13 protein-coding genes are annotated in these 14,866 nt (G+C 71.5%); 7 read left to right on the forward strand and 6 right to left on the reverse strand.

From position 1 onward, the window contains the following. The first annotated feature begins 58 nt into the window (after nt 1-58). Complete coding sequence (locus ACIPVB_RS15315; protein WP_400370029.1) at nt 59-1,306, forward strand: O-antigen ligase family protein; 1,248 nt, start codon at nt 59-61, stop codon at nt 1,304-1,306. A gap of 250 nt (nt 1,307-1,556) precedes the next feature. On the opposite strand, the gene ACIPVB_RS15320 is transcribed toward ACIPVB_RS15315, so the two are convergent. The 6 genes from ACIPVB_RS15320 to ACIPVB_RS15345 form a co-directional block, all read right to left on the reverse strand. Continuing rightward, nucleotides 1,557-2,468 carry a nucleotidyltransferase family protein gene (locus ACIPVB_RS15320; RefSeq protein WP_400370031.1) on the reverse strand — a complete coding sequence of 304 codons (912 nt, stop codon included), beginning with the start codon at nt 2,466-2,468 and terminating at the stop codon, nt 1,557-1,559. A gap of 4 nt (nt 2,469-2,472) precedes the next feature. Further along, nucleotides 2,473-3,357 (reverse strand): hypothetical protein, encoded by an 885-nt coding sequence (locus ACIPVB_RS15325; protein ID WP_400370033.1) that lies wholly within the window; start codon nt 3,355-3,357, stop codon nt 2,473-2,475. Continuing rightward, nucleotides 3,354-4,562, reverse strand: coding sequence for a glycosyltransferase family 4 protein (locus tag ACIPVB_RS15330; protein ID WP_400370034.1), 1,209 nt, complete (start codon nt 4,560-4,562; stop codon nt 3,354-3,356). The genes ACIPVB_RS15325 and ACIPVB_RS15330 overlap by 4 nt, the downstream gene beginning before the upstream one ends. Nucleotides 4,563-4,762: 200 nt before the next feature. Further along, entirely contained in the window at nt 4,763-5,758 is a 996-nt protein-coding gene (locus ACIPVB_RS15335) for a LacI family DNA-binding transcriptional regulator (protein WP_400370036.1), read from the reverse strand. Nucleotides 5,759-5,871: 113 nt separating this feature from the next. Beyond that, complete coding sequence (locus ACIPVB_RS15340; protein WP_400370037.1) at nt 5,872-7,026, reverse strand: Gfo/Idh/MocA family protein; 1,155 nt, start codon at nt 7,024-7,026, stop codon at nt 5,872-5,874. A gap of 43 nt (nt 7,027-7,069) precedes the next feature. Continuing rightward, nucleotides 7,070-7,909 carry a class I fructose-bisphosphate aldolase gene (locus ACIPVB_RS15345; RefSeq protein WP_400370038.1) on the reverse strand — a complete coding sequence of 280 codons (840 nt, stop codon included), beginning with the start codon at nt 7,907-7,909 and terminating at the stop codon, nt 7,070-7,072. A 128-nt stretch (nt 7,910-8,037) separates the two neighbouring features. On the opposite strand from ACIPVB_RS15345, the gene ACIPVB_RS15350 reads away from it, so the two are divergent. From ACIPVB_RS15350 to ACIPVB_RS15375, 6 genes are all read left to right on the forward strand, one after another. Beyond that, nucleotides 8,038-9,024 carry a DUF4432 family protein gene (locus ACIPVB_RS15350; RefSeq protein ID WP_400370039.1) on the forward strand — a complete coding sequence of 329 codons (987 nt, stop codon included), beginning with the start codon at nt 8,038-8,040 and terminating at the stop codon, nt 9,022-9,024. A gap of 83 nt (nt 9,025-9,107) precedes the next feature. After that, complete coding sequence (locus tag ACIPVB_RS15355; protein WP_400370040.1) at nt 9,108-10,376, forward strand: LacI family DNA-binding transcriptional regulator; 1,269 nt, start codon at nt 9,108-9,110, stop codon at nt 10,374-10,376. Further along, entirely contained in the window at nt 10,373-11,410 is a 1,038-nt protein-coding gene (locus ACIPVB_RS15360) for a hypothetical protein (RefSeq protein WP_400370041.1), read from the forward strand. Before ACIPVB_RS15355 ends, ACIPVB_RS15360 begins: the two co-directional genes overlap by 4 nt. Next, nucleotides 11,407-12,798, forward strand: a complete 1,392-nt coding sequence (locus tag ACIPVB_RS15365) for an L-fuculokinase (protein WP_400370043.1) — start codon at nt 11,407-11,409, stop codon at nt 12,796-12,798. The genes ACIPVB_RS15360 and ACIPVB_RS15365 overlap by 4 nt, the downstream gene beginning before the upstream one ends. A gap of 2 nt (nt 12,799-12,800) precedes the next feature. Further along, on the forward strand, nt 12,801-13,580 hold the full coding sequence (locus ACIPVB_RS15370; RefSeq protein WP_400370045.1) for an ATP-binding cassette domain-containing protein: 780 nt from the start codon (nt 12,801-12,803) through the stop codon (nt 13,578-13,580). Next, nucleotides 13,577-14,659 (forward strand): ABC transporter permease, encoded by a 1,083-nt coding sequence (locus ACIPVB_RS15375; protein WP_400370046.1) that lies wholly within the window; start codon nt 13,577-13,579, stop codon nt 14,657-14,659. The genes ACIPVB_RS15370 and ACIPVB_RS15375 overlap by 4 nt, the downstream gene beginning before the upstream one ends. The last annotated feature ends 207 nt before the right edge of the window (nt 14,660-14,866 follow it).

Below are 14,866 nucleotides of genomic sequence, written 5' to 3' on the forward strand. Positions count from 1 at the left end.
CGGTCGCCGGCGCGGGGAGCGGCACGGGCGAGAAAAGGATGACCGGCGGCGGCGGTCGGTGGTCGTCCTGCTGGCGCTGGCCTCGCTCGCGCAGCCGGTCGTCGAGGCCGTCACCACCGACCGCGCCCACTACGTCGAGGGGGCGGTCACGGCATCCCGTCCCCTGGTCGCAGCGACCACGGCCGTCACCAACGCCGTGATACCCCTGGTCGCGATCGTGGCGCTGCTGTCCGCGATGCTGTGGTCCCGGATCGATGCCGTCGCCCTCTCCGTCGTCGCCCTGCCCTCGATCGTGATCGTCGCCGACGAGTTCGTGCACGATCGCCCCCTCGGTCCCGCCCTGCTCGTCCCCGCCCTGGCGGGCGTCCTCGTCATCACCCAGCGGGTGAAATTCGGAGATCTGGTCGTCGTCGGTCGAATCGGCGCGATCGTGGCGGCGGCCTCCGTCATCGGGATGGTCCTCGACCCCGAGCGCGTGCTGATGTCGGCGGGCCTCGCGCACGCCGAGAAATCGATCACGGGCGCGCCCCTGCTGGCGGGGATCTTCTCGCACTCGAACACCTTCGGGTTGTTCCTCACGGCCTCGCTGCCCCTCGTGTTCCTCGAGAAGGGGTTCGTCGTGCGCTGGGCGCTCGTGGTCCCCATCGCGTGGGCCCTGGTGCTCTCGTCGTCGCGCACCGCCCTGTTCGGTGCCTGCGTGGTGCTCGTGGCGATCCTGCTGGGGCGGATGCTGCCCCGCATCGCCTTCCGCGTGGTGCTTCCGGCGGGGCTGATCGTCGCCGCGGGGTTCGTCGCCCGCATCCCCTTCGGCGAGACCGACCCCGCGGCGTACACGTATCGCGGCGAGATCTGGATGTACAACATCGACCTGCTCCAGGGGAACGCGCTCTGGGGGCGCGGCGTCTACTTCTACGCCGACCACTACGCCGAGCTGTCGAGGGCGCTGTCGACCGCCGCCAGTCACGCTCACAACACCCTGCTGACGCTCCTCGTGACGGGAGGAGCGGTCACGGTCGCAGCTGTTCTGGTCGTCCTGGTGTTCTCATGGCGGGGAGCCGACCGACTCGGCGACCGTCGTCAGCTTTTCGTCGCCGGGGCCTTCCTGCTCGGCATGCTCGTGCTGTGCGCCACCGAGACCACACTTCGCCTCACGGGGTGGGGGCCCCTGTCGGCCTGCTTCGTGGTTCCGCTGTTCGTGCTCGTCGGCGAGGCGACCGCGGTCCGTGCGACCTCGCTCGTCGACCCGGGAGGTGATGCGTTCACGGCCGCGCGGAGCCCGTGGTCGACGGCAGATCGTCTGGACTGACGCCCGAGCGCGGATCGGACCGACCGCCTCCGCCTCCGCTCGAGAGAAGGGCCGTGATCCCCCGTCGCATCCGATCCCACCTCGCGCGGAGAACGCCCTGATCCCCGCGACCCGCGCGACGAGCCGACTCGATGGCCACCTCGGCCGAGGGCCAGACCAGTCGCCACAGCAGTGACACGCGGGTGCGGAGGCCGTGCTCCCCCAACGCCGCGAGATACGCCCGCGCCCGATCGGGTCGTGCCCGCCACCATCAGTCGCGCGGGAGGCCCTCGGAGGCGGGGATCTCGGCATCCGTCACGATCTGTCGCAGCGCTGCGCGCAGGGCGGGGACCGCGCCGAGGCGGTCGCACGCGCCGACCGGATCGTCCACGCGGCGCAAGAACTCGGCCGCGAGCGCGAACCCGTGCTCGCGGGGCGTGCGGCCCACCTCCGGGCGTGCCGCGTGCAGGGCGGCGATCACCGCGTGCGCCTCCCGCGAGGGGACGAGGACGCTCACCCCCGCGATCGACGTCGGTACGGACTCCGCGTATACGCGTGAGAAGGCGCCGGCGTCGTCGAGCGTCGTCCCCGGCATGCGGCGATGCACGTCGATCTGGCATCCCCACGTGCCGGGTGTCAGCGTCGCGGAGTGGCCCACGGGCGTCCCCCACCAGGGATCCGGTTCGCGGGTCCACCCGTGTCGCTCGAGCGCGTCGATGAGATCGACCCAGCGGTCGGGGTCGCACCACACGTCCACGTCGCCCGAGTGCTCCCGCTCGCGCAGCCGCTGATCGAAGAGCGTGGGTCCCTTGACGAACACGCAGCGGATGCCGCTGCGCACGGCGACCCGCGCGACGACCACGTGCACGAGTTCGTGCAGCGGCGAGGGGAAGCGGGCGCGGGGTAGGGAGCGCACAGCGTCGGGGTGCTCCGCGCCCTCCGCCACCAGGCGCGCGGACACGAGCTCCCGGATGAGCGGCACGTCGTCCGAACGCAGCGCGTCCCGGGCCGCGGGGTGCGCCCCGACCAGGTCGCGCCAGACGCGGGCGCCGGCGCCGAGCAGCGCCAGGGGGTCCCGGCCGTCGACGGGCAGGAGGACGACCTCGACGCGCGGGTCGAATGCGGCGTGGCCCCGGACGTCGATCGCGGCGGCGGCGATCGGCATCCACGTCTGCGTCGGCACGGACTCAGAGGAGCTCATAGGCGGGCAGGGAGGGTTCGCGGCGGCGCACGATCGCACCGATCGCGCGCGAGACGCCGCGCACGTGCGCCCGCGGCGAGGCGGAGCCGAACAGCGCCAGCGGCACCCGCACCAGCAGAGCCGCCACCACGACCGCGTCGGCCGCACGCGGGTGCACGCCCACCGCTTCGAGGTACGTGCGCGCCGAGAAGGCCACGGCCGGCAGGACGTGGGCGATGTGGCGCGAGGTGGTCGACGACTTGTGGTGCGAGACGCCGACGTCGACGGATCGCGGCGTGCTGCCGCCGCGAGCGAGATGGGCGCGGACGAAGAAGGCGTCCTCGAAGCAGAACACGAAGCGCCGATCGAGTCCGCCCAACTCCGCCCAGGTGCGGTAACGGACGGCGACGGCGCTGAACGACTTGTAGCCGGGGCGCACCCGTGCGCGATGCGAGGAGGGGGTGAGGCGTCGCAGGACGGGTTCGACGAGCGAGAGAGTGGCGAAGACGCCCCATCGTCCGGGCAGCGGGCGCTGGGGCTCGGGATCGAAGTACACGATGTCGCAGCCGCCCGCAGACGGGGCTGCGCACAGGACGGAACGGATCCGCGCGGGTGCGTCCTCGGGCATCACGAGGTCGTCGTTGAGCAGCACGACCCACTCCGGCTCGGCGACCGCGGCGACGGCCGCACCGATCGAGCGCGCGAACCCCGGGTTGGCGCGCGAGTCGATGAGCGGTGCCTCCCACGAGGAAGCCAGGGATGCCACCGACGCGGCGTTGGCGACGATGTGCACGTCGATGCCCTCGGCGCGGAGTGCGCGCAGCCAAGGCCCTGCGGCGCGGATCCGCTGCGGGCTGATCGTGGGCACCAGCGCCAGGATGCCCGGTGTCATCGTGCGACGGGGACGCGGTCGTAGAGCGCGAGATGGTCGTCGACCACGGCGTGCCACGCCCATCGGGGGTGCACGTGCGAACGCGTGCGCGCGCGCAGGGCGTCGAGGTCCGGTGAGCGCAGGACCGAGGTGATCGCCGCGGCGAGGTCGGGGGGAGAAGAGCTGCGGGCGACGAGGGTGGGCGAGAGACCGGACACCACCTCCGGGTTGGCGCCGACCGGGCTGACCACGGCGAGGGTGCCGCAGGCGAGGGCCTCGGCCGTGGACAGGCCGAAGCCCTCCATCGCCCGCGTGGGGGTGATCGCGAGGTCGGCGCGACGGTAGTGATCGCGCAGATCGGTCTCGGACAGCCGGCCGAGCAGGTGCACGTGTCCGCCGAGTCCGAGCTCGATGATGCGCCGCTCCAGCGAGGGCGCCAGGGGGCCGGTGCCGGCGATGTCGAGCCGGGCTCCCGGGGCCTGCGCGAGCACGGCGGGCATGGCCTCGACGAGGGCGTCGACGCCGGTGCGCTCGACCAATCGCCGCGCGGTGAACAGCACCGGAGCGCGCGGGTCGAGCGGAGGGGGAGGGACGGCTGCCGGGCGGAACCAGTCGGTGTCGAGCCCGCCCGGAATGGGCTGCACGCGTTCGCCGCAACGGCGGTCGAGGGCGGCGACCTCGTCGCGTACGAAGGTGCTGAGTGTGACGAGCGTGTGCGCCCGCCGCAACACGAGGCGCTCGGTGCCGCGCAGCCCCGCGACCGCCGTCGCGCGGACGGGACGGGGAAGGGCGTACGACTCGCGGCGCTCGGACAGCAGCTCCCGGTGGACGGGCGCGTGGCACGTGTACACGTACGTCTGTCGGGTGCGCGCGAGCCCGAGCAGCGGGACTGGGAAGTGCCCGTGCAGGATCGCCGGGCGTCCGTGACCGTCGGCCCGAGCCCGATCGAGGTGCGCGCGGACCCCGCTCACGATGACGTGCGGGTAGCGCAGGGCGAAGAGTGGATCGGTCTTGGGCGGAGGGCTGTAGCGGCGGATGCGGACGCCGTCCGTCCCCCGCTCGTCTTCGGGCTGATCGGCCGCCGTGCGCTTGGCGACGACTGTGACCGAGGCGCCCGCGGCGACGAGCCCGCGGGACAGCTCGCGCACGTAGCGTTCGAGGCCGCCGAGCTTGTCGGGCGCCACGGCGTTGGTGAGCATGACCACGTGGGGGAGCGACGACGTCATGGACGGCCGCCGTCGTCTGCGCGGGGGTGCCGGACGATGGTCGGGGGAGGGAGCGGGGGAGCGTCGGTCACCCGAACGACTATCGGGGCGGGTGCGGCCCGGCCGGCGGTGCTCTCGCGGGGCGAGCGGCGGATCGCGCCCTCGTTCACCGCAGTATTCACCCGCTTACGTGGGAGAACTCACCCTGTTGCGGGGAGGGATCAGCGGATACCCCCGCGGTCCACGAGGCGCGTGGGCACCAGATGCGTGTGCGAGCCGGTAGCCGGATCGGCGCCCCGGGCCAGGAGCGTTTCGGTCGCGCGGGTGCCGAGATCGGCGATGTCGTAGTCGACGAGGCGGATGCGGCGGGGGAGCAGGCGCGACAGCTCGAAGTCGTCGAAGCCGGCGATGGCGACGTCGGCACCGCGCGGGAGGATCGTCTCGAGTGCACCGATGGTGAGTCGGTTGTTCGTGCAGAACACCGCGGTGGGCGGGTCGGCGGAATCGAGCAGGCGCGCCATCGCGTCGCGTGCGTCGGCGGGGGTGTGCAGACCCTCGACAACCAGGGCGGGATCGAGCTCCCGCCCCGCCGCGGCGAAGGCGTCGCGCACACCCTCTCGGCGCTCGGCCATCGTGTAGATGGTGGGCGCGTCGAGAAGCACGGCGACGCGGCGGTGACCCGCCTCGAGCAGTTCGGCCACGGCGTCGCGCGCCCCGCCGCGGTTGTCGAGCAGGATCGCGTCGGCGGGGATGCCGCTGCCGGGGCGGTCGAGGAACACCACGGGCGTGCCGAGCTCGACCTCTCGAGCGAGGTAGGAGTGATCGGCCGCGGTGGGGACCACGATGAGGCCGCCCACCTGGCGCTGGCACATGTCGAGGGCGAGCGTGCGCTCGAGGTCGGCGTCTTCTTCGCTCGAGGCCATCACCAGGTGCAGGCGCTCACGGGTGGCGACCTGGGAGACCGCCGCCGCGACGGCCATGTAGAAGGTGTTGGACAGGTCGGCGGCGATGAAACCGATCGTGTCGCGGTTGCCCGAGCGCAGGCTCGCGGCGAGGGAGTTGCGGTGGTACCCGAGCCGCGCGACCGCCGCGCGCACCCGCTCGATCATGGCCGGGTCGACGCCCGACTCCCCGTTGACGACCCGGGAGACGGTCTTCAGGCTGACTCCGGCGTCGGCGGCGACGTCGATCATCGTGGGCCGACCGGTCTTGTGCATGCGTCTCCTCGAACCGCCGTACAACGACGGCATCCTCCGAGCATAGGGAGTGCGCCCGCCCCGGGGTGGTGAGGCGGGGACCCGGTGGCGCGCCGGGGCCCCGCGTCGCGCGATCACGCGTCGGGGGCGACCAGCACGCCCGTCTCGTGCGAGGCGATCGCGGCGGCGAACAGGCGGTGCGTGAGCGCGGCCTCTTCGGGGCGCACGCAGCCGAACCCGTCACCCAGCTCGCCCAGGTATTCGGCGAGGAAGGCCGCCCACATCTGCAGGATGGCATCCGAGAATCCGGATTCGAAGTTCGGCCCCGTCACCGTGGGCCAGACCGACTGGCTCCCGGCATCCACGCTCTGCCAGCTCTGCTCGCGGCCGACGCCGGGCACGTCGACGAAAGCGAACACCTCGACCTGTTTGGGGTTCTTGGTGCTGAAGCGCACGCCGCCCGACATGCCGATGGCCTCGAACTCCCAGGTGTTCTTCTGCCCCGGCGCGATGCGCTTGGTCTCGGTGGTCAGCGGGAACGGTGCGCCGTCGTGACGGGCCCAGGAATGGATGACGGCGTTGTCCCAGGTGTCGCACGGTTGCGGCGAACCGTCGGGGCCGGGGCGCTCGGTGACGATGTCCTGCAGGATGCCGATGACCTTCTCGGGTGTCCAGCCCAGGCGCAACGGGACGTGCCAGGTGTGCATGCCGAGGTCGTTCAGCACGCCGGCATCGCCGCAGAACTGCTTCTGCCGCTTCCAGTTGAGGGGCTTGTTCACGTCGATGTCGCTGGAGTGGAGGAACGTGCACTTCGCCTCGACGATGCGGCCGAGGCCCCCCGCCCGCACGTAGTCGACGGCCCACTGGGCGCCGGGGAAGAACGGCATCTCGCTCGAGACGCGCACGAACGACTGAGGGTTCTCCTCGATCGCGGCGACGACCGCGTCGGCGGCGGCGCGGTCGATGCCGAAGGGCTTCTCGGCCAGCAGAGCCTTGCCGGCGCGCACGGTGTCGACGTACAGGCGCTCGTGCAGGTCGTGACGCACCGCGATGTAGACGACGTCGACGCGAGGGTCGGCGAGCAGCTCGTGGTGGTCGGTGGTGGTCAGCTGCACGGTGTCGATGCGCTCGAAGAACGGGAGCGCCGCCGGGTTGATGTCGCACACCGCGACGAGCTCGGGCTCGGCGGGGTGATCGATCAGGGCGGGCCAGCGCCGCAGCGCCGCAGCGATCTCGCGACCCATGAGGCCGCCGCCGATGATGCCGACGCCGATCTTCTTGCCGGTCATGCGCTGTCTCCTTCGGGGGTGGGGGTATCGATCGCGGGGGCGCTCATCGGCCGTCACCGATGAGGGTCAGGGCCTCGTCGACCGAGGCGTCGTCGTGCACGACGGCCATGAGCGCCGCGGTGATGCCGGCCGGATGACGGTGCTGGATGACGTTGCGGCCGTAGACGATGCCGCGCGCGCCCTGCTCCAGCACCGCCCGCGTACGTTCGAGCAGCGTGCGGTCGTCGACGCGGCCGCCGCCGCGCACGAGCACGGGGGTGTCGCCCGCGGCCTGGATCACCCGGTGGTAATGCGAGATGTCGTCGGTGGGGTCGGCCTTGATGAGGTCCGCTCCGAGTTCGCGCGCCTGACGGACGAGGGTGACGACCTTGGCGGTGTCGCCGTCGACGCCGTAACCGCCGCGCCCGGGCGTGGTCTGCATGACGAGGGGCTCGATCATGAGCGGCATGGCGTACCTCTCGGCATCCGTGCGCAGGGCCAGGATCGAGCGGATGCACTGCTCGCGCACCTGCGGCTCACCGGGGAGGTCGAGCAGGTTGACGCACACGGCGACGGCGTCGAGACGGACGGCGACCTCGATCGCGTCGGGGACGTGGATGCTGTGCAGCGGCGCCTCGAGCGGGTCGTTGTAGACGTTGGCGATGTCGGTGCGCAGCACGAGGCCGGGTTTGTTCTTGCCGGGCACGGACTGCAGCAACGGGGCCTGCCCGAGGGTGAGCTGCACGGCGTCGGGACCGGCGTCGACGAGGGTGGCGACGGTCTTCGCCATGTCTTCGATGCCGGTGAGGAAGGACGGCTCGTGGAACGCGCCGTGGTCGACGGCGACGTCGAACGCGCGACCGGAGTGCGCGTTGAAGAGTCGGTTGAGGCGGGGTTTCGACATGGGGTGTGGGTCTCCGTGACGTCGTGTCGGGGCGCGGCTCTGCGCTCGACGGTCAGTATGCGAGACACAAGACAACGTTGTCAATCACTGCTACCGTCAGGTTCGGCACGGCGAGGAAGGCGGGGCTCATGGGCGAGCTGTACGGACGACCGATCGACGAGGCGCTGCGGCGCGCGGGCTCACCGGCGCAGGTCGCGTCGGTGGAGCAGTCGGTTCGCACCGACGGACCGGATGCCGGAACCCGGCGCCTGCGCATCGTCGCGGGAGAGCTCGACGTCGAGCTGCTGCCGGACCGCGGCCTCGACGTCGGGCAGGTGCGACACCGCGGCGTGCCGCTCGCGTGGGTGTCACCCACCGGGTGGCCACGGCCGGGTGCCGGAGGCTTCGGGGCCTCGTTCGGTGGTGGCCTCGTCACCACGTGCGGACTGCTGTCATTCGGCCCGCCGTCGACGGACGCTGAGGGGGAGCATCCGCAGCACGGGCGGTACAGCGGGCTGTCGGCATCCGTCACCCGGGCCGAGGTGCAGAGCGACGCCGTGGTCGTGGAGGCGACGGTCGTCGAGGCCACCGTGCTCGGCGCGCATCTGGAGTTGCGGAGACGGCTGCGTCTGCCCTTCGGCGAGGGGCGGGTCGAGCTGCGCGACGAGATCGTGAACCGGGGCTCGCGCCCCGTGGAGCCGATGGTGCTCTACCACGTGAACCTCGGCTGGCCGCTGGTCGATGCCGGCTCCGTGCTGCGCTCGCCGGCGCTCGACGTGACCGCACGCGATGCCGACGCCGAGTCGGGACGTGCGACGTGGGCGGAGTTCCCCGAGCCCGCCGCGACGTACCCGGAGCAGGTCTTCGCGCACGTCCTGCCGACTGATCGCCACGTCAGCGCCGAGGTGGTGGCGCGGTCGGGGCTCGGCATCCGGATCTCGTTCGACACCGCCGTGTTGCCGGGAATGTTCCAGTGGCGGGTGGCGCGGGAGGGCTCGGTGGTACTCGGCGTCGAGCCGGCGACGGCGTCGACGATCCTCGGGCGTGCCGACGCCCGGGCCAGGGGCTTGCTGCGCGAGCTCGCGCCGGGGGCGACGTGGAAGCTGGGCCTCGACATCGATGTCATTGGTGCTTGACAACGTTGTCCCGGGGTCTCATGCTGACTTCAGCGAAGCCCGGTGGAGGGCTCCGGTCGAAAGACAACGATGTCGGAGAAGCGATGACGCACGAGCACGAGACGGCCACCCCGGCCGCGACGCCGCGTCCGCGTGCCCGACTCATCGATGTCGCCACCGCCGCCGGAGTCAGCCCCAAGACGGTGTCGCGCGTCATCAACGACGAGGCAGGGGTGCTGCCGCCTACCCGTGAACGCGTGCGCCGTGCGGTGCGCGAGCTGGGGTTCGTGCCCGACCGCAGCGCCCGCGAGCTCAAGCGGCGCGACGCCGACACCGTCGGCATCCTGATCGATGCGATCAGTGACCCGTTCTTCGCGGCGTTCGTCAGCGTCATCGAGGAGCTCGCCGTCGCCGAGGGCCTGAGCGTGATCTTCGCCAGCACCGGATACGACGCCGCACGTGAGGTCGTGCAGCTCGACCGGCTGACCGGTCACCGCCTGAGGGGCTTGATCGTCGCGCCCGTCGCCGTCTCCGTGTCCACCCTGGGTGGGCTGCGCACCCGCTTCCCCGTGGTCTGCATCGACCGCGTGCGCTCGGGTATCGACGCCGTCGTGATCGACGACTTCGGGGCGGCCGCCGAGGCGACATCCGCCCTGATCGCGCACGGGCACCGCCGGGTCGCATTCATGGGCGAGGACGTGCCCTACCCGACGGTCAGCGACCGGCTCGCCGGGTATCGCTCCGCGCTGGCCGCCGCCGGCCTGCCGTTCGACCCCTCGCTCGTCGTCACCAACGAACGCTTCGGCCGCGGGGAGGCCGCCGAGGCGTCGCGACTGCTCGAACGTGACGACGCCCCCACCGCGCTGCTGTGCGCCACGAGCCTGGCAGCGATCGGCACGGTGCGCGCCATCCGCTCGAAGGGCCTGCGCATGCCGGCGCTCATCTCGTTCGGCGACTTCACCCTCGCCGAGGTGCTCGAGCCCGGCATCACCTACGTCGACCACGACCCGCGCCTGATGGCGACCGCCGCGTTCGGCCTGCTGCGCGAGCGCGCGGTGCGTCCGGAGCAGGGGCCGGAGCGGATCGTCGTGCCGACTCGGCTGGTGGCGCGCGGGTCGGGTGAGGTCTCGGCGCCCTCCCCGGATCCGGACGGGCGCGACGGATTCGGACGGAATGCCCTCATCGATCCGCATCCGGTGCATCTCTCCGGATCCGCGACGTCATCGCCCGCGCCGCGGGAGGAGCTCAGCTCGCTCTCCGCCCTCACCGAGCCGGCGCCCGCGCTCGTCGCCATCGCCCTCGCCCCCGTCCACCCCGAGCCGGTCGGCGACGTCGCCGCCTCGGCTGTCGTCCCTCTCGGAGCCCCCTCATGAAGCCCGTCCTGCTGCCCCCCAACCCCGTGCAGCATTTCTACCGGGGTGGCGACCGCATCGCGGCGCTGCGCGGAATCGTCCCCGAGACCGATCGTCAGCCCGAGGAGTGGCTCGGCTCGACCGTGTCGCGCTTCGGCTCCGACGAGATCGGCCTGGCGGTGACCGACGACGGCGCGTTCCTGCGCGATCTGGTCACCGCGGACCGCGCCGCCTGGGTCGGGGCCCGCGGCGGACGGGATGCCGCGGATCTCGGCATCCTGGTCAAACTCCTCGATGCGCGCCAGCGGCTCCCCGTGCACGTGCACCCCGGCCGCGATTTCGCCGCCGCGCACCTCGACTGCCCCTACGGCAAGACCGAGGCCTGGTACGTGCTCGAGACCGAAGACGACTGCGCCGTGCACGTCGGCTGGAACCAGGACGTCGACCGCGACGAGCTCGACCGCCGCCGTGACGCCCAGGACAGCGAGTGGATGCTCTCGCGCATGAACCGCGTCGTCGTGCGCCCCGGGATGGGGGTGCTGGTGCCCGCCGGGACCGTGCACGCGATCGACGGCGGCATCTTCGTCGCCGAGGTGCAGGAGCCCACCGACTTCTCGATCCTGCTCGAGTGGTCGGTCACGACCTCGACCCGTGAGGAGTCGCATCTCGACCTCGGCTTCGACGCCGTGATGCCCGCGGTCTCGACCGAGAAGCTGGATGCCGAGGCTCTGGACGCCCTGGTCAGCACCGTCGGCACCATGCCGCCGGGACCCGTGTTCCGCTCGCTCCTGCCCGCGACCGCCGACCCGTACTTCCGCCTCTTCGACGCGGCCGGCGAGACCGCGGCGCGCGAGGCCGGCTTCGCCGTCCTGCTCGTGCGCGAGGGGACGGGTGCCCTCGTGTCGGACGCGGGATCGATCGACGTCGAGCGCGGCCAGGTCTACGCCGTGCCCCACGCTTTCGGTGCGTGGCGGCTGACCGGCGGGGCCGAGATCCTCGTCGCCGCCCCCGGCGACGGCTGGCCGGGCACCCTCCGCGGTGGTGACGTGCGATGAGCGATTACGTCGTCGGAATCGACATGGGCTCCACCCGCACCAAGCTGCTGGTCGCCACTCCCGAGGGACGTCAGGTGCTGGTCGTCAGCCGCCGGTCGCCGTGGACCAACCTCGACCACGGTCAGGCCGAGATGACCGCCGCCGAGACGATCGCGCTCGTGCACGAGCTCGCCGCCGAAGCCGACGCGCGACTGGACGCCGACTACCGCATCGTCGCACTCGGCGTCTCGGGCATGGCCGAGGCGGGCGTGCTGCTGGATGCCGAGGGCTCCGCGCTGGCACCGATCATGGCGTGGTTCGACCCGCGGGGCGCGGCGCAGATCGCGGCGACACCCGAGCGATTTCGCGCCGAGTTCCCCGGCCGCACGGGGCTGCCGGTGGGGCCGTTGGCATCCATCTCGAAGCTGCTGCACCTGCGCGACGCGGGGATCGCGCTCGAGGGCACCACGTTTGTGAACGTGCCCGAGTTCGTCGTGCACGCGCTCGGCGGTCCGCGGGTGGCGGAGTACTCGCTCGTCTCGCGCACGGGTCTCATCGATCAGGACGACAGCACCCCCTGGCCGGCGGCGCTCGATGTGCTCGGCGTGGACGCGTCGATCCTCGGAACGCTGGTCAGCGCGGGTGAGGCCGTCGGCACGCTGAGCGACCCCGGCATGCCCGCGGGATTCCGGGGAGCCGCGCTCACCATCGCGGGGCACGACCATCTCGTCTCGGCCGTCGCGGTCGGCGCGACGCACACGGGCCAGCTCTACGACTCGATGGGTACCGCCGAGGCCCTCGTGCGCGTGCTCGACGACACGCTGCCGTTCGCCGCGCGCGAGCGCCTCGCCCACGCGGGCATCAACTGCGTGCGCCACGTCATCCCGGGCAAGTACGTGCTGCTCGCGGGCACGAAGTCGGGCCTGCTCATGCGCCGCGTGCTGCAGCTTCTCGGGATCACGGATGCCACGGGCCGGGCCCGCGTCGACGACGAAACGATGGCGCTTCCCGTGGATGGCACCGTCTCGGGCGCCGGGCTCGCCGTCTCGGGCGCCCGCAACGATGACGGCGTGCTGAAGATCGTCGCGCAGAGCGACGGACTCAGTCCCGCCGAGCTGTTCGCGGCGTCGCTGCGCCACGGCAACGACATGCTCGCCGAGTGCATGGCGGTGATGGACCGCGAGGTCGAGCCGCCGACCTCGACCGTGCTGACCGGAGGCTGGTCGACCATGGCATCCGTCGTCCGCTCGCGCTCGGCGCTGCTGCCCGAGGTCACCGTCTCGACCCACGACGAGGCCACCGCCTACGGAGCGGCGTTGTTCGCCGCCTTCGCGGTCTCTCCTTCTTCTTTCGAGGACGTCGCCGAGGCGTTCCTCTCTTCCTCTCTTCTCACCACGGAAAGGAGCTGACGATGTCGTCAGTCACCACGGCGGTCCCCGTGCTCCAGGCACGCGGCCTGTCGCGTCAGTTCGGTCATGTCCGCGCCCTCAGCAACGTCGACTTCGAGGTCTACCCCGGCGAGGTCACCGCCCTCATCGGCGACAACGGCGCCGGCAAGTCCACGCTCGTGAAGGCGCTCTCGGGAAACCTCGCCGTCGACGAGGGCGAGATCCTCTTCGACGGGAACCCGATCGAGATGACCAACCCCCAGGTCGCGTCGTCCCTCGGCATCGAAACGGTGTACCAGGACCTGGCGTTGGCGCCGCACCTCGACCCCGTGCAGAACATGTACCTGGGTCGCGAGATCCGTCGCCCGGGGCTCGCCGGCGCGCTGGGGTTCATGAAGACCAAGGAGATGGCCGTCGCCTCACGCGCCGCCTTCGACGAGCTCGGCGCGACCGTGCGCTCGCTGTCGTCGCCGGTGGGAGAGATGTCGGGCGGTCAGCGCCAGGCGATCGCGATCGCCCGCGCGGTGCACTGGGCCGGGCGGCTCGTCTTCCTCGACGAGCCGACCGCCGCTCTCGGCGTGCGCCAGACCAAGAACGTGCTCGAGACCATCCGGCGCGTCCGCGACAAGGGCATCGCGGTCGTGCTGATCTCGCACTCGATGCCGCACGTGATGGAGGTGTGCGACCGCATCCAGGTCCTGCGCCTGGGCACCCGCGTCGCCAACATCTCCGCGAAAGACACCTCCATGGAAGAACTCGTCGGACTCATGACCGGCGCCGTCACGAAGGACGACCAGAAGTGAGCACCACGACTCCTCCCACCGAGACGGTGGCCATCGGCACGTTCGACGACTCGCGGCCGAATCTCTTCACGGGATTGCTGAAGGCGCAGGCCTTCCAGATCCTCATCATCCTCATTGTCATCGTGCTGATCTTCAGCGCGCTGGCGCCGGACTCGTTCGCGCAGTGGTCGAACTTCCGCCTCATCATCCAGAACGCCTCGATCCTCGCGGTCCTCGGCGTGGGCATGACCTACATCATCATCACCTCGGGCATCGACCTCTCGATCGGCTCCGTGCTCGTGTTCTCGGGGGTCGTCTCGGCCCTGACGATGCGCGCGCTCGGCGGGGAGGGATGGGGCGTGGCGACCATCGGCATCCTGGTCTCGATCCTGAGCGGCGTGTGCTGGGGGCTGCTCAACGGCTTCCTCATCGCCAAGGCGAAGATCCCGCCGCTCATCGTCACGCTCGGCTCGCTCGGCATGGCGCTGGGCCTCGCGCAGATCCTCACCGGCGGCGTCGACATCCGCGATGTGCCGACCGTGCTGACGGTGTCGATCGGCTACGGCAACGTGTTCGGGTCGCTGCCGATCATCAGCGTCATCGCCCTCGTGGTCGTCGTCATCGGCGCGATCGTCCTGCACTTCACCCGCTTCGGCCTCTACACCTACGCCGTCGGCTCGAGCGAGCTCGCCGCCCGTCGGGTCGGCGTGAAGGTCGACCGTCACCTCATCTCGGTCTACACGCTGTCGGGAGCGCTCGCCGGGCTGGCCGGCATCCTGGCCCTGTCGCAGTTCTCGACGACCGCGATCGCCGGTCAGTCGCAGACCAACCTCAACGTCATCGCGGCCGTCGTGATCGGCGGCACCTCGCTCTTCGGCGGGGTGGGAACGATCTTCGGCACCGTGGTCGGCCTCTTCATCCCCGCCGTCCTGCAGAACGGCTTCGTCATCACCGGCGTGCAGCCCTTCTGGCAGCAGGTCGCCGTCGGCGCGGTGCTGATCACCGCGGTGTACGTCGACCAGGTGCGTCGCACCGCCGCGACCCGCGGGAACACCCAGAGCCTCTGGCGCAAGTTCGTCAGCGGAGGACGCCGCGGCTGAGGCCCGGCATCCGCCATCAACCAAGAGAGAACAGGCAATCACAATGCAGTGGAACAACAAGGTTCTCGCGTTCGCCACCCTCGGCGCCGCAGCCACCCTCGTCCTCGCCGGGTGTTCCGGTGGATCGTCCTCGTCCGGGGGTGCGTCCGGTTCGGACGGGTACGAGATCGCGTTCGTGCAGGGCGTGGCCGGGGATGAGTTCTACAT

It is taken from the genome of Microbacterium sp. NPDC090007 (genome assembly GCF_044748345.1).
Lineage (GTDB): Bacteria > Actinomycetota > Actinomycetes > Actinomycetales > Microbacteriaceae > Microbacterium.

Coding starts and splice junctions, on each gene's coding strand:
- ACIPVB_RS15325 (WP_400370033.1), bottom strand. CDS start 3,357: ATGACACCGGGCATCCTGGCGCTGGTGCCCACGATCAGCCCGCAGCGG.
- ACIPVB_RS15330 (WP_400370034.1), bottom strand. CDS start 4,562: ATGACGTCGTCGCTCCCCCACGTGGTCATGCTCACCAACGCCGTGGCG.
- ACIPVB_RS15335 (WP_400370036.1), bottom strand. CDS start 5,758: ATGCACAAGACCGGTCGGCCCACGATGATCGACGTCGCCGCCGACGCC.
- ACIPVB_RS15340 (WP_400370037.1), bottom strand. CDS start 7,026: ATGACCGGCAAGAAGATCGGCGTCGGCATCATCGGCGGCGGCCTCATG.
- ACIPVB_RS15345 (WP_400370038.1), bottom strand. CDS start 7,909: ATGTCGAAACCCCGCCTCAACCGACTCTTCAACGCGCACTCCGGTCGC.
- ACIPVB_RS15350 (WP_400370039.1), top strand. CDS start 8,038: ATGGGCGAGCTGTACGGACGACCGATCGACGAGGCGCTGCGGCGCGCG.
- ACIPVB_RS15355 (WP_400370040.1), top strand. CDS start 9,108: ATGACGCACGAGCACGAGACGGCCACCCCGGCCGCGACGCCGCGTCCG.
- ACIPVB_RS15360 (WP_400370041.1), top strand. CDS start 10,373: ATGAAGCCCGTCCTGCTGCCCCCCAACCCCGTGCAGCATTTCTACCGG.
- ACIPVB_RS15365 (WP_400370043.1), top strand. CDS start 11,407: ATGAGCGATTACGTCGTCGGAATCGACATGGGCTCCACCCGCACCAAG.
- ACIPVB_RS15370 (WP_400370045.1), top strand. CDS start 12,801: ATGTCGTCAGTCACCACGGCGGTCCCCGTGCTCCAGGCACGCGGCCTG.